Here is a 20,682-nt window from a genome sequence, read left to right as displayed (position 1 = left end):
ATCTTTACTTTTGTGATTCCTGCAGATATAAAATGTCACTGAATCCGTAAATAATGAAGAAAATCTATTATCGGTATAATCCGCAAACCTTATCATACGAACGGGTATATCCCAGCGCTAAAGACCGTTTTCTGACGGTATTGCGCCATCTTGCTACAGGAATATTCATCGGGTTCGGGGTTTTCTGGCTATTGGCATATGTTATCGGCTCGCCTCGTAAGGTAGCACAGGAAAAGGAGCAGGAGTTGATGCAGTCTCAATATCAATTATTGTCGAAACGCCTGGATAATGCGCTGAATGTTCTGGGGGATATACAACGACGCGACGATAATATGTACCGTGCCGTTTTTCATGCCGATCCTATTTCGGTTTCTATCCGTAAGTCGGGTGTTGGTGGAGTAGGGCGCTATCAGGAGTTGATGGAGCTTTCGAATCCCGGTATGATAGTGGAGACAGCACAAAAAATGGATTATCTCGAAAAGCAGTTGTATGTACAATCCAATTCTTTCGATGAAATATTAGACTTAGCGAAGAATCAGAAAGAGCGTATACGGCATGTGCCAAGTATTCAGCCCGTTTCGGATAAAGACCTTTCGCGCGTAGCTTCGGGGTATGGTATGCGTATCGATCCTGTTTACGGAACAAGGCGATTCCATGCAGGGATGGACTTTACTTCGCCTACGGGTACGCCGATATATGTAACGGGTGACGGAACAGTCGTCCATGCCGATTGGAAACCAGGCTACGGAAAGTGTATTATTGTCGACCACGGCTATGACTATCAGACGTTATATGCCCATATGAGCGATTATAATGTAACTAAGGGACAAAAGGTTACCCGAGGTGATATTATCGGAAAAGTCGGTTCCACCGGCAAATCGACCGGGCCGCACTTGCATTACGAAGTGCGAGTGAAAGGCAAACCGGATAATCCTGCGAAATATTACTTTATGGATCTGACGCCTGAAGAGTATGACCAGATGTTGCGTATATCTGCCAATCACGGACAGGTAATGGATTAGACCTGAAGAAAGATGAAATTAGACTTGAACAATACAGAACGTATGTTTTTCAGCATCAAAGAGGTTGCCGAGCATTTCGACGTGAATGCCTCGTTGTTGCGTTATTGGGAGACGCAGTTCGATATACTCAAACCTCGCAAAACAGAAACGGGTATACGTCAGTACACCCGTGAAGATATTGAAAATATAACGTTAGTATATAACCTCGTAAAGGAACGCGGACTTACCCTCGAAGGCGCTCAACAGATATTGAAGCAAAACTTAGACGGCGAAAGCCGCAAAGTGCAGGTAATACAACACCTCGAACGCATCAGAAATGAACTGAAAGCGCTCGAGGATGAGTTGGATTTATAATGTGTTATTCCTTTTCCTTTTCAACTAAAGCAAAGTCCAATTGCTTACGTTCCAGATTGGCACGGGCTACTTTTATCCGCACTTCCTGTCCTAAACGGTATTCTTTCTTCTGACGGCGACCGACTAAACGGTAATTCTTTTCGTCAAATTCGTAGAAGTCATCGTCCAAATCGCGGATAGGAATCATGCCTTCGCACTTGTTCTCGTTTATTTCGGCATAAATACCCCATTCGGTAATGCCTGAAATGACGGCGTCGAAGTCCATGCCCAGCTTGTCGGACATATATTCCACCTGTTTGTATTTGATAGAGGCACGCTCGGCGCTGGCAGCTAATTGCTCCATATCTGAACTGTGTTTGCATTTTTCTTCATACAAAGGTTTGCTTACGCTGCGCCCACCATCGAGATAGCGCGTGAGCAGGCGGTGTACCATCATATCTGGATAGCGGCGGATAGGGGAGGTGAAGTGTGTATAGTAATCGAATGCCAGACCGTAGTGTCCGATATTGTCGGTCGAGTAAACAGCTTTGGCCATGGCGCGTACGGCAATGGTCGAAATCAGGTTCTCTTCCGGCTTACCCGAAACTTCGTCCAACAAATGATTCAATGATTGCGAAACGGCAGTCTTGCTGCCATCGGCTTTTATCTTATAACCAAAGCGGCGAATAAACTCGGCAAGGTTCTCCATTTTCTCCTGATTCGGTAAATCGTGGATACGGTAGACAAATGTCTTGGCTTTCTGATCTTTCTTCGCTTTACCGATAAACTCGGCAACTGTGCGGTTAGCCAACAGCATAAATTCTTCTATCAGCTTGTTCGAGTCTTTGGCATATTTGAAGTAAACACCTAACGGCTTGCCGTTTTCGTCGATTTCGAAACGAACTTCGTGACGGTCGAACGATATTGCTCCTTTCTTGAACCTTGCTTCGCGTAACTTTTTCGCTAAGCCGTTCAGTACAAGGATTTCCTCTTTGTGATCGCCGTCAGCACCTTCTATCATATCTTGCGCTTCCTCATAGGTGAAGCGCCTGTCGGAGTGGATAACGGTGCGCCCGATGCGGTATTTTTTCACATTGGCATCGTTGTCTATTTCGAATATGGCAGAGTAGCATAATTTGTCTTCATTGGGGCGAAGCGAACAGAGTCCGTTACTCAATTTCTCGGGTAGCATTGGTATCGTTCTGTCTACAAGATAGATAGATGTCGCACGGTTATACCCTTCTTTGTCGATAATGTCCCCTTCCTGCACATAGTGCGTAACGTCGGCGATGTGTACTCCTACTTCCCAGTTACCGTTTTTTAGTTTCTTGATAGAAAGGGCATCGTCGAAGTCTTTAGCATCGCGTGGGTCTATGGTGAATGTGAGCGTATTGCGGAAGTCCTCGCGCTTTTTGATTTCGGCAGCAGTTATCTCTTCCGGAATTTTATTGGCAGCATCCTCTACTTTCTGAGGATATTTATATGGCAGCCCATATTCGGCCAGAATAGCATTCATTTCGCTGTTGTTCTCGCCCGCAACGCCGAGTATATCGATGATTTTCCCGATGGGGTTTTTGGCACGCTCGGGCCATTCGATTATCTCCACAATGGCTTTATCGCCGTTCTTCCCGCCTTTTAGTTTATCTTTCGGGATAAATATGTCATTGGCAAGGACTTTGCTGTCCATGACGAGGAATGCAAATTGCTTTTGCACTTCGAGCGTACCGACAAAACGTGTTTGTTTACGCTCTAATATCTCAATTATTTCACCCTCGGGATCGCGTCCTTTGCGTTGAGCTAACAGCTGTATTTTTACACGGTCGCCATCCATGGCATGCGCAGAGTTGCGCTCGGCAACAAATACTTTTTCGTCCTCGCTGCCGTCGGGCACGAAGAAATTCTTTCCGTTGCTTCTCCGCTCGAATCTCCCATCTAACGTCATACCTGTGGCATTAGCCTGATATTTCCCGCGCGAAACCTGTTTGATGAAGTCGGCATCGGACAGCTCCTCGAGTATAACAGGAAGCATACTTTTTTCTTCCGGTGTTTTAAGCCTTATTTCGGCGGCAATCTGTTTATGGTTGTAAGCCCTTGTTGTATTGCGGTTGAAAAAATTAACTACTTGTTTGATTATATCTTTTTTAGATCTTCTTTTGTCTCCTTTTGGCAGAGACTTTTTTCTTTTTCCCATATATAATGTTTAAGTTTTTAGTTTAGTATTTCCATGTATAACACATTTGTGCTATTTATGGTTTGTATTTAGCCCCTTTTAATATTGTTTCGGTATCTTTTGCCAGTATTTCTTTCGCCGTAATCCCCGTATTACGTGCATATTGTTCCACAATCCGCCATCCTGTGAGCGCTCCTACCTGTTTGGGAGAATCAGCCATGCCTCCTCGTTCGTCCATGTATTTGCCGATTACCTGTCGCTGTGTGGAAAAGAGTGTATTGCCTTTCGAAGCAGCCTTCCATACTCTTGCTTCGTTTTTTTCGAACCATTCTATTTCAGGTTGGGTGAAACCCGCAATGTCAGACGGGCTGCTGTCGGGTAAGAGCTTGGATAACAAAAAGAGAAGTTTTCCTTGTTCCACCATAGCGGATATGAGGGTTTGTTTATCTTCCGTTTTAATGATATCTTCGCCTAATATCCAAGCTTTCAGATAGTCGCGGGTGATAAATTCGGGAGCCATCTGGAAACGCTCGTCAGCCGGGAAAAAGGATTGATATAATCCGTAATCGCTGCCCATATACTTCTCAGCCGATAGCGAGATAATGCCATCTATGATAATGATATTCTCTTTGAAACCCGAAACGTGCATCGCTACGCGCGGGAATTGCCGGTCGGGTAGTAGAGAGGCCGCTATAGCCTTGGCTTCGGATAGTTCTTTTTCGTATGTGGCAATGTCTTTGAATTTCTTTTGCTCGTCTATATAGACTTTTTTCAGCTCAGGATGAGAAAAGTAATCTGTTAATGTTTTGTAGAAAGCTGTTGTGTCGTTATCTATCATTTTCCCGACGGTTATCTGCCCGAACGCAGGGAAAAGACTGGGATATTTTTTTACTAACTTATCTCCTTCTGATTTTGTCGGTTTTGAAAGAAAAGTCTGAAAATCCTTATCCAGACGCATAATAGATACATCCGCGCTGTTCTGCGCTTTTGCCTGAAATATATTTCCCAGATACACAACGACAAAGAGAAACAGGATTGCGATATTTTTAGTTTTATGCATTATTTGAGAACTTCTTTTGCTGAAATAATTTAAAAGTTATATTTTTGTTTTGATATTACAAACATACATTTATTAATTAAAAAAAACACATAACTTATGGCTTATTTTATTGGAGAAGATTTAGTATCGAGCGAAAGATTCGTATACGTTTATTCAGGGCTACATCCTGCTGATTTGGAACAAACAGTAGATGCAACAATGAAATCGTTGGGGTATAAACATCTGGGAATGGGTGTTTATCAGTACGGAAGTTTCGGATTGCGCCTTTTGTTAGGCGGATTCTACAAGTATTTTAAGTTCAAGGTGACATTGGATGCCGAAGATATGAATAATATCCGTGTAGGGCTTAAAAAAGAGTCGAGCGGTATGTCGGGAGGTCTTCTTGGCGTAAAGCGGATGAACGATGAAATGAAACGCCTCAAAAACGTGTTTCAGCAAATATAGGAGAATTGAATGATAACAATTTTAGGAATAGAGTCATCCTGTGATGATACCGCTGCGGCTGTCATACAGGATGGCGTTCTTTTATCGAACGTCGTATCCAGCCAGAAAGTGCACGAAGCTTATGGCGGCGTAGTACCCGAATTAGCATCGCGGGCACATCAGCAGAATATTATCCCCGTAGTCGATCAGGCGCTTAAACAGGCCGGAGTAAGTCGCGAGGAGATAACGGCCATTGCCTTTACGCGTGGCCCGGGGCTGATGGGTTCTTTGCTGGTAGGGACTTCCTTTGCCAAAGGATTTGCTACGGCTCTCGATATTCCTATGGTTGATGTCAATCACCTGCAAGCCCATGTGCTGGCGCATTTTATCAAAGAGAAAGGCGAAGAACATCTTTCGCCCCGTTATCCTTTTCTGTGTCTGTTGGTTTCGGGTGGTAACTCGCAGATTATCTTAGTGAAGTCTTATAAGGATATGGAAATCATCGGGCAGACAATAGACGATGCTGCCGGTGAGGCTTTCGACAAATGTGCCAAAGTGATGGGGTTGGGTTACCCGGGAGGGCCTATCGTAGACCGGCTGGCTAAAGAAGGGAATCCCGACCGTTTCAAATTCAATAAACCGCATATCAAAGGCTATGATTATAGCTTTAGCGGGCTGAAAACATCTTTTCTCTATCTGCTTCGCGACGAATTGAAAAAGGATGCCGGTTTTATCGAAAAGAATAAAGCCGACCTTTGTGCTTCGCTGCAAAAAACGGTAGTAGAGGTGTTGATGGAGCAATTGCGCCGTGCTGCAAAAGATTTGGGCATCAAAGAAGTTGCTGTCGCCGGAGGGGTATCTGCCAATTCGGGGTTACGGGCAGCCTTCGAAGACCATGCCAAGCGCTACGGATGGAAGATACATATCCCTAAATTCGGTTATACGACCGATAATGCGGCGATGGTAGCCATAGCAGGGTATTATAAATACCTCGATGGACAATATTGCCCGATGGATGCTGCCCCTTTTTCGAGGGTGGTAGTCTAATCTATTTTAATAACACATAAACACCTTTGCCTATGAAACGCTTGCTTTTTTTCGCGTTGTTCTTATTCTCGTGCTATTTGTTACAGGCGCAGGAATTTAAAACTATCCATGTTTTAGTTGCTCTGTGCGATAATGATAATCAGGGTATTGTGAAGGTTCCGAAAGGGATAGGCAATGGACAAGACCCACATACCAACCTTTACTGGGGATGCGGTTATGGCGTGCGTACCTATTTCAAAAAGAGCGCCGATTGGAAAGAGTTGAAGCGCTACAAGGTAGACAGCGTACGGTTGGAACGGATTGTATTCCAGCATAAAACAAAGAATTTCTATTTAGTTGCCGATGCATACGATGGCCGCAATATAAGCGATTGCACGGTGGATATGCTGGCTGCCCTTGCCGGAGCAAAGAAAGAAGAAATAACCGTTGCCGACAAAAAGATAGGCATCTTCGGGAATGCCGAAGTGGTAGCCTATATCGGTCATAATGGTTTGATGGATTTCTCGTTGCAGGGAAATTCCAAAAATAAGGATGGAAAAAAACGACAGGCGATTATCCTTGCCTGTGCGAGTAAACAATATTTTAAATACTATGTAGAGGCTACAGGGGCTAATCCTTTGCTTTGGAGTACTCACCTGATGGCTCCCGAAGCGTATACGCTGCACGATGCACTTGCCACATACATCAACGGGGGAACAGACGATGCTGTGCGAAACAGTGCGGCCGCTGCCTATTCCAAATACCAGAAATGCAGCTTGAAAGCAGCTAAGAATCTTTTAGTAACAGGTTTTTAGCCATGAGGAAGCTATTGATATCTATTTTTCTTCTGATTACTTGCACAAACCTTTTTGCATGGCAGCCCGACTCTGTTTATGTGACTTCGCGTGGATTTTATCTTCTCCATTATATTGATAAAGCTGTTCAAGTTCACGAGGTTTCGTTTGATGAGCGAAACAGAATGGTAATAGAACACCGTATAGTTAGCGGTAGGGACTCTTCCCTTTTGGCAAAGCCTCTTTTCGGATATGATCAATTCCGGCTAAATGTGGATTGCGAACAGGAATTGTTAGGAAAGAAAATACCCCTCTCCTATGAATATGGTTATCACGATTATACCTTTTTCGCACCGGATAGATATGCAACTGTTCGTCATGAAGAAGGTCGATCAGATCATTTTACGGTTTCCAATGCATGGAAACAGGAATCGGTCGGTGAATTGAATTTTGGAATATTGTATGATTTGCATCTATATTTTCAAGGACAGAAGTATCGCACAAGTGAAACGTGCCCCTTTGATCCTGATGAATATGAATATGAGGTAGATGGTGTGATTCTGCCGATGAAGGACGGGCGTTATTTATTAGTGGCTGATTACATGAAAGATACCATATGTATTCCGCAGAAGCATACATATGACCCTGTTGAGATGCTTTATTCGCGGCAGTTACACAAAGATACCGATACGTTGCGCGTCAATGGGAAATATGGTTTATACACGATAACAGGCAAAGAAGTAATACCTGCCATCTATGATTCGTTGAAATTAGAGGAGGTTCTTGCCAGAGGTTTTCGTAATGGGCGGGTAGATTTGATTAACTATATGGGCGAAAAGGTGCGGGAAAATCTACAGGCAGCATATCCCGTTGTGTATCGTTATCAGATTCTTGAAGATAATGGGCGGATGTATTTTATGGATAACAAAGGGAATGAGACTGATGACTATTCCTATAGTTTTATGAGTACAGATGACCAGATTTTACCTTTAGGCTTAGATGTGATCCTTCTTCCTCCTAAAACAATAAAAGGTTATCCGAAAAAGCGGAAGTATAAACAATATACGTGGGTCAGCTTCTATTATCCGGGGGATTACCGGAAGTTTGAAGCATTGAAACGTCTGCAGTATATTTTTCCAAGCGCGACTGAAGAAGATTTAAAACTTCTGAAAATCCCCTATGCCCCTGGTTCGTGGGAGGTTTATCAATATTCAATAGATTTTGAAGAAAATGTTGTCAAACGCTACGGATTGGATCGTTATGAGTGGTATGGATCTACCTATGGCGGGGGATGGGATCAACGACATGAAATGTATGGGTATGAGATAGAAGCTTATGATTTGCCGGAAGAATATAAAGATCCGAAATTGATTAGTGGAACAAATGAGTGTTATTATGGCAGAACTCTGCCGGTCAGCTGGATTATAGCCAAGAAAAATGGAAAGTATGGTGTTTTTGATGTTCGCGAAAACAACAAAGAGATTCTCCCGTTTGTTTATGACAAGATAGATGCCGGTTATCAATACTTGGTCTTGTATAGGAAAGGACTAAAGACTTATTACCCGGTAAGTAATACGCCGAAATATAAAGTTCTTGAACCTTTTAACTGGAATCTGGCTCGTTTTCAACTGGCTGACGGGCGATGGGGATGGCTGGCAAAGGATGGTAAGGAATTTATAGATAAATAAAAAAATCAGACAGCTATTATGAAAGCAGCGATTGTAACTATTGGTGACGAGATATTGATAGGGCAGATTGTCGATACCAATTCGGCCTGGATGGCATCGAAGATGACCGACGCAGGGTTCGAAATAGAAGAGAAACAGGCTATCGGAGACGATGCAGACCAGATAAAGAATACAATAACAGATGTATTCGGTAGGGTAGACGTTATCCTTATGACGGGAGGTTTAGGCCCTACCAAGGACGATATAACCAAAAAGACATTGTGCGAATACTTTGGTACGGAATTGGTTTTCAGCGACGACGTATTACAAAATATAGAGCAGCTCTTCAACGGTTTCACCACCGTAAACGAACTTACCCGTAATCAGGCATACGTACCGAAAGATTGTACGGTGATACAAAACAAGGTAGGTACAGCCCCTATTACCTGGTTCGATTATAAAGGGAAGGTATTGGTTTCGATGCCCGGTGTTCCGTACGAAATGAAATATGTAATGGAGCATGAAATTATCCCCCGCTTACAACATCAATACGATACGGAGGCTTATCTGAAAAAGGTATTTATAGTCGGCGGATATAGCGAATCGGGTTTAGCAACCTATATAGCCGATTTTGAAGATAATCTGCCGAAAGGTTTCGGTTTGGCCTATCTGCCTTCTCCGGGGGTGGTTAAACTGCGCCTATTTGTAAAAGGAGAGCATCGCCGCGCCGAACTGAATGAGCAGGTGAAGAAACTCGAAGGCCTATTGGGAGATGCTATTCTGGCAGAAAGGGATATGCCTATCGAACAGCTATTAGGAGCACGCCTGTTTGAAAAAGGGCTAACCTTAGGTACGGCCGAAAGTTGCACGGGAGGAAATATTGCCCGCCTGATAACATCTATTCCCGGGTCGTCGCACTACTTCAAAGGGAGCATCGTTTCTTATGCGAATGAGGCGAAGGTGAATTTGCTGCACGTTTCACAGCAGGCTTTGGATATGTACGGAGCCGTAAGCGAGGCCGTTGTGCTGGAAATGGCTCATGGTGTGGCTAAAGCGCTGAATGTGGATTGTGCTATTGCCGTTTCGGGTATTGCCGGCCCTGATGGCGGGACAGAAGATAAACCGGTGGGGACGGTTTGGATATGCACTCGGTATAAAGGTAAATCGGTAGCCAAAAAATATCAGATGGGACAGTATAGGGATGCCAATATAATGCGCGCCTCTAATGTGGCTATGATGCAGATGCTTGCTATGATTGAGGAATAGCCGCTACTTTTCGGCGAAATTTGAGGTAGTCTGTTATCACATAATACAGGATAGCCGGAACGACGATGTACACCAGCGGATTCGTTTCGAAAGCCGCTACCGGCCGCAGGTGAATAAGTTCGATAGTTGCTGTGGTAAGGCCGCATCCCGGGCAATGGAAGCCGAATATCTTCGTCCACAGGCAAGGAATGGTTATATCGACAATAGATAAGCTTTTCAGGATAATAGCTATGACGGCATAGACGACGACTAATGTGGTGAAGTTATTGTCTATCGCGTATTTCCAAAGATATTTCAGTTCTTTCTTTATCATAGTAGCAGATAAACAAAGAGGGCAAAAAATGCCCTCCCGTTTGATTTATCCATAAAGATGTTATTCCAACGGAGTTCCGTCAGCCATAGTCATCTTACCTGTTATGATTTTAATAAAGTCAAGTAGTATCCAAATGAAGCAACCGCCTAATGTGATCGGCATCAACCACCAGTTAGAATATCCCATCATATAACGGTGTACACCAAAAAAACCAAGGAACCAGCAAACAAAAATCATTGTTATTTTCGATTGAGGTTTCACGTTTTTAGGGGCAAGCTTTTCCGATACTTCGTTCACTTTATCTTCGGCAGAATGTTTTGTTTCAGTAGCTTCTTGTTCTACTTTTTCCACTACTTCCGATACGTTTTCTGCCACCTCTTGTACTTCTTTTTCAACTTTCTTTTCTTTTTCGCTCATAGCTTTATAAATTAAATTAATTAGTGAATCTCTATTTATAATATGTAATTTTGTAAACAAATATATCAAAATATATTGGAACGCTCCTTATATTTTTTTATTTATTTTTCAGAATAGGGCGGAGGAATCATAAAAAATTTTTATCTTTGACCTCTGATTTTGTCATTTAAATAAGAACGGATGATAAAATGTTGATTTTGTATAACTTAATGGAACTTATAAAACAATACACCAATACAAAAAAATTACACATTACTGAGAGCTTTAGTTGTGTTCACTGTAAATTTGCATGTGGCATATTATACTAAAGGGAGATTCGGAAAAGCAGTTTTAATAAGGAAATATATTTATGAATAATAAAATTTCGAAAAAAGGTATATTTAGATTCAGGGCAATTTATACACTTCTATCACTTGTTGCTGTTGTGACAATTATTTCAATATCTTGTTCATCTAAAAAAACAATCGAAACAGAATCTTTATTCCGCCAATCAAAGCGGCCGAATATTGGTTTGCCGAGCGAAGGGGTAAGAAGAGATTCGATAACCGGAGCTATAATCGTAGCTGAAGATGTAACTTACGACCACGCCGAAACTTCTTTGGGAGATTCAGACACTACTCAGCAGGTAAAAGTAGGAGATAATGTCGACCTGACATCTCAAGTCTTCCAGCTGAAAGCCGTTGAGGTAAAGGGTAAATCGCAATATACACCCGAAAGAGACGGTCAGATTAACATCGACTTTGTTGTGACTGTACCTAAAGAAATCCTTTCGGAAAAATGGCGGGTTATTGTTAAGCCGGAGCTTATACACAACGACTCGGTTGTGTATTTGAAGGAATTTATAGTGAAAGGTTCGGAGTTTGCAGCGATGCAGAAAGAAGACTACGGCGAGTATCGCGAATTTTTGGAAGCGCTTGTACCTAAAGGAAACTACGATAAAGAATTTCTTTTGTCAAAAGATATAAAACGCGATATGAGACTTCGTCAGAATCGTTATTGGGACCGCTATTATAACGAATGGCGCAATCAATTGGGATATGAGAAATGGCGTTTCGAGAGAGAAGACCAGGATGCATTTTATGTAGCAAAAAGATACGGAGCTAAATACAAAAAATATAGCAACTATAATTTCCTTTCTTACACCGAGTCTCAGGGAAAGATAAAAGAAGGTACTTTGACTGAAAAATATCAGAAGAAATACGACAAAGCAACAAGGAAATATCCTAAAGGATGGGATAATGATTATCTGACAGAAAAGAATTTCCCTAAAAAATATAGAGAAAACTATCGCAAAGGCCGCGAATTTTCGTTCGACGATGTAACGAATGAAGTATTTACAGAGCAGGACTCGATAGAAATCGCGCGGGATCGCTACGACTTCAGAGCTATTTCGCTGAATGAAGCGCTTATCGAACGTAAAGACGAAATATTCGATATCAATGTGATATATCCATACCACGCGCCGGATACTTTGCGCTTCGATTCGATTGTAGAAACGGATAAAGATTTTGTATATTACTATCATCAGCCATATGCTGTGGTTGAAGGCTTGAAAAGCATCAGAGTGACGATGAACAGCCGTGTGGAAGCAATGGACCGCAGTACATTTACTCCGCAGACAGCCGATACACTTTCGTATGTTATTTCATCGCTCGTTCAGCTTGCCGATACATCGTTGATGGTAAGGGAAACGAAAGTATATCGCAACCTTTCGGACTTTACTACCGTATTCCCTAAATATCCGCCTAACCAGTCATTCTTTGATGTGACATTCGAAGATAATGAGAATCAGATGGATAAGATTATGTCTAAATACCACGATGCTGTGGCAAAAGGTATTGTTGTAGACAACATTGCGCTGACAGCCTATTCTTCATTGGATGGAAAAATTGAGACAAACGAAAAACTGGCAAGTCAACGTGTAAAAGGGATAAAAGACTATCTTGTATATAAACTACCTCAAAGCAGTAATGCAGAGCAGGTTGTAACGACAAGCAGCAAAGGCGAGGACATCGATGGTATGATTTCTATGGTACGGAGAAGAAAAGACCTGAAAAATAAAGACCAGATATTGGATTTATTGGCCGATAGAAAGAAAATCGATGACAACGAATTGGCTATCAGATGGTCATATAAGAATGACTATCGGATAATCAGAGACTCGATATATCCATTGCTGCGCCGCGTCGAAGTTAAATTCACCATGCACCGTCCGAATATGGATCAGGATATGATTGTCGAGCAGCAATTCCTTGCCGGCTACGACGAAGGTATCCGCTTACTTCAGGATCGCGAATACACAAAAGCACTCGAGATACTGAACGATTACTTGGACTACAATACTGCATTATGTTTGATTTGTCTTGGATATAATGCCCGTGCATACAATATCCTGATGGAACAGGAATCGAATGCCAATGTCGAGTATCTCCTTGCTATTGTGAATTACCGCCTGTTGAAAGAGCCGGAAGCTGTTAAGCATTTGCTGAAAGCTTGTGAGCTTGATCCGACAAAAGCATACAGAGCGCCTATCGATAGCGAAACAAGAGATTTGATAAACAAATATAATCTGAGACCTCAGATAAATGCGATAATCGACAAGGACATTACAGACAGTCTTCAAGGCCCGGCTTTCGTAGACGGAGAGAAAGATGAAAATGCCGAAGATACGGAAAGCGAATCGACAGAAACAACAGACGATTCGACTGATAGCACGGAAGCAGAAGATGATGTTGTCTTAGAATAAGCAAGAATCAACCATAAATAGTTTTGCCTCAGGAAGAAATATCCTGGGGCAAATTGTTTATTAGGGGTTTTTGTATATCTTTGCTCTTAACCAAATAGAACCTAACCAAGCGAACCTAATAACCTAAAATTAATTGGAACCGTGAAAAAATTATCATTACTCCTTTTGGGGGCGATAATATCTTTGTCCGTATGGGCACAAGGTAATGCCTCTCCGACTCCGACAAAATTGAAATGTGATTACTTAGTAAACCCTTTGGGCATTGACAATCCCAATCCTCGCCTGACATGGATGCTGTCGGGAACGAACGGCAAGCAATCTGCCTATCGCCTCCTCGTTGGTACGGACTCTATTGGCGTACTCAATGGACGTGCGAACTGCTGGGATACCCGCATGGTGGATTCCGATGCTATGCTTGTCACGTATAACGGAAAAGAGCTTTTGCCCTTTACCCGTTACTATTGGAAAGTCCTGATAACAGGCGAAAACGGCGGACAAACGACTTCGGAGATTGCATCCTTCGAGACGGGTATGATGGAGATGAAAAACTGGCAAGGCGCTTGGATTGGCGACCGCCACGACCGGGATTTCAAGCCTGCTCCATATTTCCGCAAGACTTTTGAGGCGAAGAAAACAATCAAATCGGCACGTGCCTATATTGTGGCAGCTGGTTTGTACGAATTGTATATCAATGGAGAGAAAATTGGGAATCACCGTTTAGATCCGATGTATACCAGATTTGACCGTCGAAACCTATACGTCACTTATGATGTGACAACTCAGCTCGAGAATGGCAAAAATGCGATAGGCGTCTTATTGGGCAACGGATGGTACAACCATCAATCGGGTGCCGTTTGGGACTTTGATAAAGCACCTTGGCGCAACCGCCCGTCGTTCTGTTTCGATTTGCGTATTACCTATACCGATGGAACAGTTGAAGTTATCCCTTCTGAACTGGATTGGAAAACCTCGACTTCCGGGCCGCTTATATTCAATAGTATCTATACCGCCGAACATTACGACTTCCGTTTAGAAGACAAGAACTGGGCGACTGCCGGTTTCGACGATTCCCAGTGGCATGGCGTATCGTACAAGCCTGCGCCTTCGCAGCATGTTACGGCTCAACATATCGAACCGATACGGAACGTAGAAGAATATAAACCTGTGTCATTCAAGAAACTCAATGACGATACATATATCTATGATCTGGGGCAGAACTTCTCGGGCGTTACAAAAGTGAAGGTTTCAGGAGAAAAAGGAACTGTTGTAAAAGTGAGACATGGCGAACGCCTATCCCCGAACGGGCATTTGGATATGTCGAATATAGATGTCTACCATCGCCCTGTGGACGATACCGATCCATTTCAGACGGATATTCTTATCCTTAGCGGTAATGGGGAAGATGAGTTTATGGCGAAGTTCAATTACAAAGGATTCCGCTATGTGGAAGTCACCAGCGACAAGCCTGTCAACTGGACAGAGAATAGCATCACAGGTTACTTCATGCACAACGATGTAGCGCAGAAAGGACACATTAAAACCTCTAACAAGCTGATAGAAAAGATATGGCATGCTACCAATTATGCCTACCTCTCTAATATGATGGGCATCCTGACGGACTGTCCGCAACGCGAGAAAAATGGCTGGACGGGTGACGGGCATTTTGCCATCGAAACAGGGCTGTATAACTTTGACGGCATTACGGTGTATGAGAAGTGGCTTGCCGACCATCGGGACGAACAGCAACCCAATGGTGTGTTGCCGGATATTATCCCGACCGGCGGATGGGGCTATGGTACGCACAACGGGGTAGACTGGACAAGCACCATTGCTATTATTCCGTGGGAAATATATATGTTCTATGGCGATTCTAAGTTGCTGGCCGATTGCTACGAAAATATCAAACGCTATGTGGACTATATCGACCGCACCTCTCCAAGCGGGCTTACCTCGTGGGGACGTGGCGACTGGGTGCCGGTGAAGTCGCAATCGTCGCTCGAACTGACGTCCTCTATCTACTTCTATGTAGATACCGATATTCTGGCCAAAGCTGCCAAGCTATTCGGCAAAGAGGATGACTATAAGCATTATAACGCATTGGCCGCGAAGATAAAAAACGCTATCAATGATAAGTACCTCGACAAAGAGACAGGCATATACGCCAGCGGTACGCAAACCGAGTTGAGCACACCGCTTCAATGGGGTATTGTGCCCGATGAATACAAGGCGAAGGTAGCCGCTAATCTGGCCGATAAGGTAAAAGCGGCAGGCTTCCATTTAGATGTGGGCGTCTTGGGTACGCGTGCCATCTTGAATGCGTTGAGCGAAAACGGCTATCCCGAAGTGGCATATAAGTTGACCACACAAGATACTTACCCTTCGTGGGGATGGTGGATTAAGAACGGGGCTACTACCTTACTCGAGAACTGGGATTTGCAGGCGGAGCGCGATATTTCTGACAACCATATCATGTTCGGTGGAGTAGGAGGATGGTTCTTTAAAGGATTGGCGGGCATCAACTATGATCCTGCACAGCCCGGGTTCAAACATATTATCCTGCGTCCTAAATTCATCGATGGTTTGAATGATTACGAAGCATCTTACGAATCGCCTTATGGATCAATCGTTTCGAAATGGACCCGGAAGAAGAAAGATATTACCTATACGGTGAATGTTCCGGCCAACAGTACGGCAACACTCTATCTGTCTGACGATATCAAAGGCGAGCAGGTTATAGAACTCAAAGCCGGAAATCATGTGCTGAAATTGAAGAAGAAATAACATACTTTATCACTCAGGGCTGCTTCTTAAATCAGGGGCAGCCCTTGTTATCTTCGGCTAAAATACTTAGCTTTGTATCAATATAAAAGGAAAAGATTTATGAAAGTTAAATTGCTCTCTTTGCTTTTGTTTGCAGCATCTGCCGGATTATCGGCACAAAGCATCAATGACAAAGAATTACAGGAAATACGAAAAGGATTTGACAAGGAGAACCCGCAAACCATAGCTATTCAGAATGCCCTGACAGGCAATAAAAATATCCGTACGCTTGCGCTGAATAATGAATTGCAAGGCAAAATCGATCATTATTTCAAATACCGCGTCAATGTAAAAGGCATCACCGACCAGAAAAGTTCGGGACGCTGCTGGATGTTTACGTCTATGAACGTATTGCGTCCGGGTATAATGGAGAAGTACAATCTTACACAATTCGATTTTTCGCATAACTATCTATATTTCTGGGATATATTTGAGAAGTCTAATCTCTTTCTGGAAAATATCATCGCTACTGCTTCCAAAGATATGGATGACCGGGCAGTAGTAGAATATTTCAAATCACCGGTAAGCGATGGTGGCGTTTGGAACCTATACTACAATGTAGCCGAGAAATATGGCGTTGTACCGCAGGAGGTTATGCTCGAAACAGCCCATTCGGACAATACAAGCCAATTGGTAAGCCTCATCAATGAGCGTCTCCGTGCAGGAGGCTATTCGTTGAGAGAATTGTCGGCCGCCAAAAAGAAAACAACAGATATTCAGGCTGCCAAGACAGTTATACTGAAAGACGTGTATCGTATTCTGGTGCTTTGCCTGGGCGAACCACCTGTAGAATTTACCTGGCGCTATAAGGATAAGAATGGCGATATCAAGGAATTGAAGAACTATACGCCCAAACAATTTTATAAGGAGATAACACCTGCCGACTATTCGCCGGATAATTATATCATGATAATGAATGATCCTACGCGGGAGTATTATAAGGTGTACGAAATTGCTAATTACCGTAATACGATAGAGGGCATTAACTGGACATACCTGAATCTGCCGAATGAGGCGATAAAGAAAGCCGCTTTGCAGTCTATCAAAGGCAACGAGGCGATGTATGCTTCGTGCGATGTGGGTAAGCAATTCAACCGCGAATCGGGTATTCTTGACCCACAGATGTATGACTACAACTCGTTGTTGGGCGTAGAGCTCGATATGGATAAGAAAGCGCGTATATTAACCCGCCAGAGTGGCTCATCGCATGCCATGACATTGATAGGCTGCGATACGGACGAGAATGATATACCCCTGAAATGGGAGTTCGAAAATAGTTGGGGCGCTGCTTCGGGTAACAAAGGGTATTTAACATTTACTGACGATTGGTTCGACGAATATATGTTCCGATTGGTGATTCATCGCAAATATCTTGACAATAAATCGTTAGGCTCGTTGAAGCAAAAACCAGTCCAGTTGCCGATTTGGGACTATATGTTCTAATCGTTGGAAGAGGCTAACACTGTTAAATAGAAGATGTTGTATAGTTTATTTTTTTTTAATAATTATTGAAATAAAATATGAAAAAATATGTTTTACAATATAAAAAATAGTTTGGTCTTGGAAGATAAAAGAACTTACTTTGTATCAGATAACCAATTAATCTTTATTTATACCTTAAGCCTAATACCTAAGAATTAAATTAATTCACACACATAAAAGGAGGTTTTGAAAAAAGCCTCCTTTTATGTATTTTTACACTTCATATTTATCCTATTGAATGAATGAAAGTTTGCTATTTAATTCTGGCTCATAATAATTTCGGACACCTCAATCGTCTTATACATTCCCTCGACGACGAATATGCCGATTCGTTCTATATACACATGGACGAGAAGGTGACCGAAGAGTATGTTATCATAAACAATAAAGCAACAGTCATTCCATCCCATTACAACATCAATTGGGGCGGTTTCCGTATGGTAGAGGCAACTATTGCCCTGATGCGCTATGCTATGGAAAATTCGCCTAATGCCGATTATTATATCCTTATCAGCGGTGTCGATTATCCTATCCGCCCGAAAGCATATCTGCAAGAGTTATTATCGACGGGAAAAGAGTATATCGATATGGCGCCACTGCCTGTCCCCGATAAGCCCATCGAGCGGTACGAATACTATTATTTCGAATACAACAGGCGCAACATCAAGTTCTGGAATCCTCTCTTCCTGATGGAAGTATTGATGAAGAAGCTCAAAATAAAGCGGAAAATGCCTTTTCAGATATATGCCGGAACACAATGGTTCGCCCTGTCGAAGAAGTGTGTGGAATATATTCTGCATACAATCAATACGGATAGCCGTTATGTCGATTTCTTCCGTCACTCCTTAGTTCCCGACGAGGCCTTTTTCCAGACGATAATAGGCAATTCCCCTTTTGCCGGAAAGGTTGAGACGAGTATTGTATACACCGATTGGTCTGTTCCTGTTCCGCCGGCTGTTATAGATGAGCGGCATGTGGAATTCTTGAAAGTAAATGATGGTTTTCGGACTGAATTCGGGTATTGCCGTCCTTATTTCGCCCGTAAGTTTGATAATAATAGCCTCCCTGTAATAGAGCAGATAGAAAAAGAGCTTAGAATTTAAACATTTCCGGATGCGGAAGGGTAGGGAGCAAATCGTGAATATAGCTCCGGTGCATATCCTCCGGCTTTAATATTTTGTTATTCCAGACAATCAAATCGATGTCTATCCTAACCAGACCGAGCAGCTTATCTTCGGGCGTACGTCCTATCCTTTTCTCTAACGATTTGAGGGTATCTATTACCTCCTCGTATGGACGGTCGGTTCGTATAACGGCAAGTTGGTTAAGGAAATCGTGTTGGTATCGCTCGCCATAGGGTTTTGTTACGGATGTAGCAGAGTATAGGATATCGGGGTATATATCATCGAGCAATCGGTTACATAATGCGATATTATGTTCCCTGTTATTGTTGCTCCCTAATGATATTAATGCGACATTCATAATGGCGTCAAAGATACATCGGTTTTTCAAAATATGTGAAGTCATTTATGCTTTTCTTTGTCTCAAAACTTCGTTTTGTTGTTGATAAATGGGATAATGTATCGTTTTCTATTATATCTTTGTCGGGTATTTTGTAGATAAAAATCAAGAATAATATGAAATTATACTTAGGCATAGTTTTTTGTCTTTTACTCTCATCTTGTATCAATAACAATAATAAACTCATAGGTAAATGGGAGTTTGTGAATGAAAAAGCATATATGACAATTTACAATAAAGATGGAGTCAAAATAAAAGCAGAAACAGATTTCGATGACGAAACGTTTAAATCAATAAAAAGTTTTGATTTCGACAAAGAAAGAGTGAGTATTGATGGCGGATCAGACAACGGAAGCATGAGCATATATTCTATTTACACGTTTCTGAATGATTCTACAATCAATGTTCGGCTTACTAACAGAAGTGCCGATCTCAAATTTGAAATTTACGGCGACACACTTATGCTTACACTCAGTCACAATTATGGCTCTGACGATCCTGCTGTTAAACAATCTGGAGATAGTACTATCACAGGATATAATATCAGTAAAATAGGATATTATAAGAAAGTGAAATGATAGTTGGATGCTGTTTGCCAAACTCATATTTCCGCTTTTATCTCATTCGCCCATCACTGTAAATACTTCATTGATGAGGCGCAGAATCGCAATGAAACCACGAGAGGGGGAAATCTGTTATAATCCTTTTACTTTGTGGTGAAATTTTTGTCATGCACTTAGGTTTGGCGATTCCTAAACTAACATATTGCTTACTGTTTTAACAAATTTAAATTAGTATAGATGACTTCATGCAGTATCTTTATGGCTTAATAAAACAGATTCCGATAAATTATGAATTACATAGCTATTATTCCCGCACGCTACGCGTCTTCCCGCTTTCCGGGTAAGCCATTAGCCGATATGGCAGGCAAACCGATGATACAACGCGTTTATGAGCAAGTAAAAAAGGCGGTGGAAGAAGTGTGGGTGGCAACCGACGACGAACGGATATATGCTGCCGTAAATGCTTTTGGCGGAAAGGTTGTTATGACTTCTGCCGAGCATCGTAGCGGGACAGACCGCATAGAAGAAGCTTATGGCAAAATAGGGAAGCAATTCGACGTAATCATCAATGTGCAAGGGGACGAACCGTTTATTCAGCCCGCACAAATAGAGGCCTTGAAAGCCTGCTTCGACAGTAAAGCGGTCGAATTGGCAACTCTCGTAAAGCCTTTCCGCAAAGAAGACGGTTTTGACGTTTTATCGAATCCCAATTCGCCGAAGGTAGTCGTGAATAACAAGCACGAAGCTATCTATTTCAGCCGTTCGGTTATTCCTTTCGTAAGAGACGCCAAACCGGCGGAGTGGCTGGAGAAGCAAACATTCTACAAGCATATAGGCATGTATGCTTATCGTGCGGATGTTCTGTCACAGATAACAAAGCTTCCTCCATCGGCACTCGAGAAGGCCGAATCGCTGGAGCAATTGCGATGGATAGAGAACGGCTACCGCATCCGGGTAGGATATACCGGTTTGGAGACAATCGGGATAGATACGCCCGAGGATATGGCACGTGCATTGGAAGCATTATCTTTAAGAAAGGATTTATAGTTTCCCGGGGAG

The 20,682-nt window shown here is 42.6% G+C and carries 18 protein-coding genes; 13 read left to right on the top strand and 5 right to left on the bottom strand.

Annotation, left to right across the window (positions count from 1 at the left end; genetic code table 11):
- Positions 1-53 precede the first annotated feature (53 nt).
- Complete coding sequence (locus D0T66_RS01970; RefSeq protein ID WP_163355324.1) at positions 54-1,022, top strand: M23 family metallopeptidase; 969 nt, start codon at positions 54-56, stop codon at positions 1,020-1,022.
- A 12-nt stretch (positions 1,023-1,034) separates the two neighbouring features.
- Positions 1,035-1,376, top strand: coding sequence for a MerR family transcriptional regulator (locus D0T66_RS01965; RefSeq protein ID WP_163355323.1), 342 nt, complete (start codon positions 1,035-1,037; stop codon positions 1,374-1,376).
- Between the two features lie 4 nt (positions 1,377-1,380).
- On the opposite strand, the gene rnr is transcribed toward D0T66_RS01965, so the two are convergent.
- Both rnr and D0T66_RS01955 read right to left on the bottom strand, forming a co-directional pair.
- A complete protein-coding gene (rnr, locus tag D0T66_RS01960) occupies positions 1,381-3,546 on the bottom strand; it encodes a ribonuclease R (RefSeq protein WP_163355322.1) in 2,166 nt (721 codons plus the stop codon).
- A 55-nt stretch (positions 3,547-3,601) separates the two neighbouring features.
- A complete protein-coding gene (locus D0T66_RS01955; RefSeq protein WP_163355321.1) occupies positions 3,602-4,585 on the bottom strand; it encodes a hypothetical protein in 984 nt (327 codons plus the stop codon).
- 96 nt (positions 4,586-4,681) lie between these two features.
- Here D0T66_RS01955 and D0T66_RS01950 point away from each other — a divergent pair, with 96 nt between their 5' ends.
- Genes D0T66_RS01950 through D0T66_RS01930 form a run of 5 tightly spaced genes read left to right on the top strand, consistent with a single transcriptional unit; the run spans position 4,682 to position 9,761 of the window.
- Complete coding sequence (locus D0T66_RS01950) at positions 4,682-5,029, top strand: hypothetical protein (RefSeq protein ID WP_163355320.1); 348 nt, start codon at positions 4,682-4,684, stop codon at positions 5,027-5,029.
- 9 nt (positions 5,030-5,038) lie between these two features.
- Positions 5,039-6,055, top strand: coding sequence for a tRNA (adenosine(37)-N6)-threonylcarbamoyltransferase complex transferase subunit TsaD (gene tsaD / locus D0T66_RS01945; RefSeq protein WP_163355319.1), 1,017 nt, complete (start codon positions 5,039-5,041; stop codon positions 6,053-6,055).
- A gap of 32 nt (positions 6,056-6,087) precedes the next feature.
- A complete protein-coding gene (locus D0T66_RS01940) occupies positions 6,088-6,849 on the top strand; it encodes a hypothetical protein (protein ID WP_163355318.1) in 762 nt (253 codons plus the stop codon).
- Between the two features lie 2 nt (positions 6,850-6,851).
- The gene (locus D0T66_RS01935; RefSeq protein WP_163355317.1) at positions 6,852-8,516 is read left to right on the top strand and encodes a WG repeat-containing protein; all 1,665 of its coding nucleotides are present in this window, start codon (positions 6,852-6,854) and stop codon (positions 8,514-8,516) included.
- Positions 8,517-8,534: 18 nt separating this feature from the next.
- Complete coding sequence (locus tag D0T66_RS01930; protein WP_163355316.1) at positions 8,535-9,761, top strand: CinA family nicotinamide mononucleotide deamidase-related protein; 1,227 nt, start codon at positions 8,535-8,537, stop codon at positions 9,759-9,761.
- Here D0T66_RS01930 and D0T66_RS01925 read toward each other — a convergent pair.
- Together D0T66_RS01925 and D0T66_RS01920 are read right to left on the bottom strand one after the other, a co-directional pair.
- Complete coding sequence (locus D0T66_RS01925) at positions 9,745-10,074, bottom strand: DUF2752 domain-containing protein (protein WP_163355315.1); 330 nt, start codon at positions 10,072-10,074, stop codon at positions 9,745-9,747. The two genes, D0T66_RS01930 and D0T66_RS01925, sit on opposite strands and share 17 nt — an antisense overlap.
- A 60-nt stretch (positions 10,075-10,134) precedes the next feature.
- Positions 10,135-10,491: a TM2 domain-containing protein gene (locus D0T66_RS01920; protein ID WP_163355314.1), complete on the bottom strand. Its 357-nt coding sequence runs from the start codon at positions 10,489-10,491 to the stop codon at positions 10,135-10,137.
- Between the two features lie 349 nt (positions 10,492-10,840).
- Between D0T66_RS01920 and D0T66_RS01915 the strand changes: the two genes are divergently transcribed.
- From D0T66_RS01915 to D0T66_RS01900, 4 genes are all read left to right on the top strand, one after another.
- Entirely contained in the window at positions 10,841-13,237 is a 2,397-nt protein-coding gene (locus D0T66_RS01915) for a hypothetical protein (protein ID WP_163355313.1), read from the top strand.
- Between the two features lie 141 nt (positions 13,238-13,378).
- Complete coding sequence (locus D0T66_RS01910; protein ID WP_185154803.1) at positions 13,379-16,018, top strand: glycoside hydrolase family 78 protein; 2,640 nt, start codon at positions 13,379-13,381, stop codon at positions 16,016-16,018.
- Between the two features lie 99 nt (positions 16,019-16,117).
- On the top strand, positions 16,118-17,500 hold the full coding sequence (locus D0T66_RS01905; RefSeq protein WP_163355312.1) for an aminopeptidase C: 1,383 nt from the start codon (positions 16,118-16,120) through the stop codon (positions 17,498-17,500).
- Between the two features lie 281 nt (positions 17,501-17,781).
- Complete coding sequence (locus tag D0T66_RS01900) at positions 17,782-18,642, top strand: beta-1,6-N-acetylglucosaminyltransferase (RefSeq protein ID WP_163355311.1); 861 nt, start codon at positions 17,782-17,784, stop codon at positions 18,640-18,642.
- On the opposite strand, the gene D0T66_RS01895 is transcribed toward D0T66_RS01900, so the two are convergent.
- Positions 18,632-19,066 carry a 2-amino-4-hydroxy-6-hydroxymethyldihydropteridine diphosphokinase gene (locus D0T66_RS01895; RefSeq protein WP_255489680.1) on the bottom strand — a complete coding sequence of 145 codons (435 nt, stop codon included), beginning with the start codon at positions 19,064-19,066 and terminating at the stop codon, positions 18,632-18,634. The two genes, D0T66_RS01900 and D0T66_RS01895, sit on opposite strands and share 11 nt — an antisense overlap.
- A 110-nt stretch (positions 19,067-19,176) precedes the next feature.
- Between D0T66_RS01895 and D0T66_RS01890 the strand changes: the two genes are divergently transcribed.
- Together D0T66_RS01890 and kdsB are read left to right on the top strand one after the other, a co-directional pair.
- Positions 19,177-19,638 carry a hypothetical protein gene (locus D0T66_RS01890; RefSeq protein ID WP_163355310.1) on the top strand — a complete coding sequence of 154 codons (462 nt, stop codon included), beginning with the start codon at positions 19,177-19,179 and terminating at the stop codon, positions 19,636-19,638.
- A gap of 273 nt (positions 19,639-19,911) precedes the next feature.
- On the top strand, positions 19,912-20,670 hold the full coding sequence (gene kdsB, locus D0T66_RS01885) for a 3-deoxy-manno-octulosonate cytidylyltransferase (protein ID WP_163355309.1): 759 nt from the start codon (positions 19,912-19,914) through the stop codon (positions 20,668-20,670).
- Positions 20,671-20,682 lie beyond the last annotated feature (12 nt).

The organism is Dysgonomonas sp. 25 (assembly GCF_010501075.1).
GTDB lineage: Bacteria > Bacteroidota > Bacteroidia > Bacteroidales > Dysgonomonadaceae > Dysgonomonas.
Note: the sequence above shows the minus strand (reverse complement) of the source record. Positions and strands in the feature narration are given on the sequence as shown.

Excerpts from the sequence above, each read along its gene's own strand:
- D0T66_RS01970 (WP_163355324.1), top strand. The coding sequence starts at position 54 with ATGAAGAAAATCTATTATCGGTATAATCCGCAAACCTTATCATACGAA.
- D0T66_RS01965 (WP_163355323.1), top strand. The coding sequence starts at position 1,035 with ATGAAATTAGACTTGAACAATACAGAACGTATGTTTTTCAGCATCAAA.
- rnr (WP_163355322.1), bottom strand. The coding sequence starts at position 3,546 with ATGGGAAAAAGAAAAAAGTCTCTGCCAAAAGGAGACAAAAGAAGATCT.
- D0T66_RS01955 (WP_163355321.1), bottom strand. The coding sequence starts at position 4,585 with ATGCATAAAACTAAAAATATCGCAATCCTGTTTCTCTTTGTCGTTGTG.
- D0T66_RS01950 (WP_163355320.1), top strand. The coding sequence starts at position 4,682 with ATGGCTTATTTTATTGGAGAAGATTTAGTATCGAGCGAAAGATTCGTA.
- tsaD (WP_163355319.1), top strand. The coding sequence starts at position 5,039 with ATGATAACAATTTTAGGAATAGAGTCATCCTGTGATGATACCGCTGCG.
- D0T66_RS01940 (WP_163355318.1), top strand. The coding sequence starts at position 6,088 with ATGAAACGCTTGCTTTTTTTCGCGTTGTTCTTATTCTCGTGCTATTTG.
- D0T66_RS01935 (WP_163355317.1), top strand. The coding sequence starts at position 6,852 with ATGAGGAAGCTATTGATATCTATTTTTCTTCTGATTACTTGCACAAAC.
- D0T66_RS01930 (WP_163355316.1), top strand. The coding sequence starts at position 8,535 with ATGAAAGCAGCGATTGTAACTATTGGTGACGAGATATTGATAGGGCAG.
- D0T66_RS01925 (WP_163355315.1), bottom strand. The coding sequence starts at position 10,074 with ATGATAAAGAAAGAACTGAAATATCTTTGGAAATACGCGATAGACAAT.
- D0T66_RS01920 (WP_163355314.1), bottom strand. The coding sequence starts at position 10,491 with ATGAGCGAAAAAGAAAAGAAAGTTGAAAAAGAAGTACAAGAGGTGGCA.
- D0T66_RS01915 (WP_163355313.1), top strand. The coding sequence starts at position 10,841 with ATGAATAATAAAATTTCGAAAAAAGGTATATTTAGATTCAGGGCAATT.
- D0T66_RS01905 (WP_163355312.1), top strand. The coding sequence starts at position 16,118 with ATGAAAGTTAAATTGCTCTCTTTGCTTTTGTTTGCAGCATCTGCCGGA.
- D0T66_RS01900 (WP_163355311.1), top strand. The coding sequence starts at position 17,782 with ATGAAAGTTTGCTATTTAATTCTGGCTCATAATAATTTCGGACACCTC.
- D0T66_RS01895 (WP_255489680.1), bottom strand. The coding sequence starts at position 19,066 with ATGACTTCACATATTTTGAAAAACCGATGTATCTTTGACGCCATTATG.
- D0T66_RS01890 (WP_163355310.1), top strand. The coding sequence starts at position 19,177 with ATGAAATTATACTTAGGCATAGTTTTTTGTCTTTTACTCTCATCTTGT.
- kdsB (WP_163355309.1), top strand. The coding sequence starts at position 19,912 with ATGAATTACATAGCTATTATTCCCGCACGCTACGCGTCTTCCCGCTTT.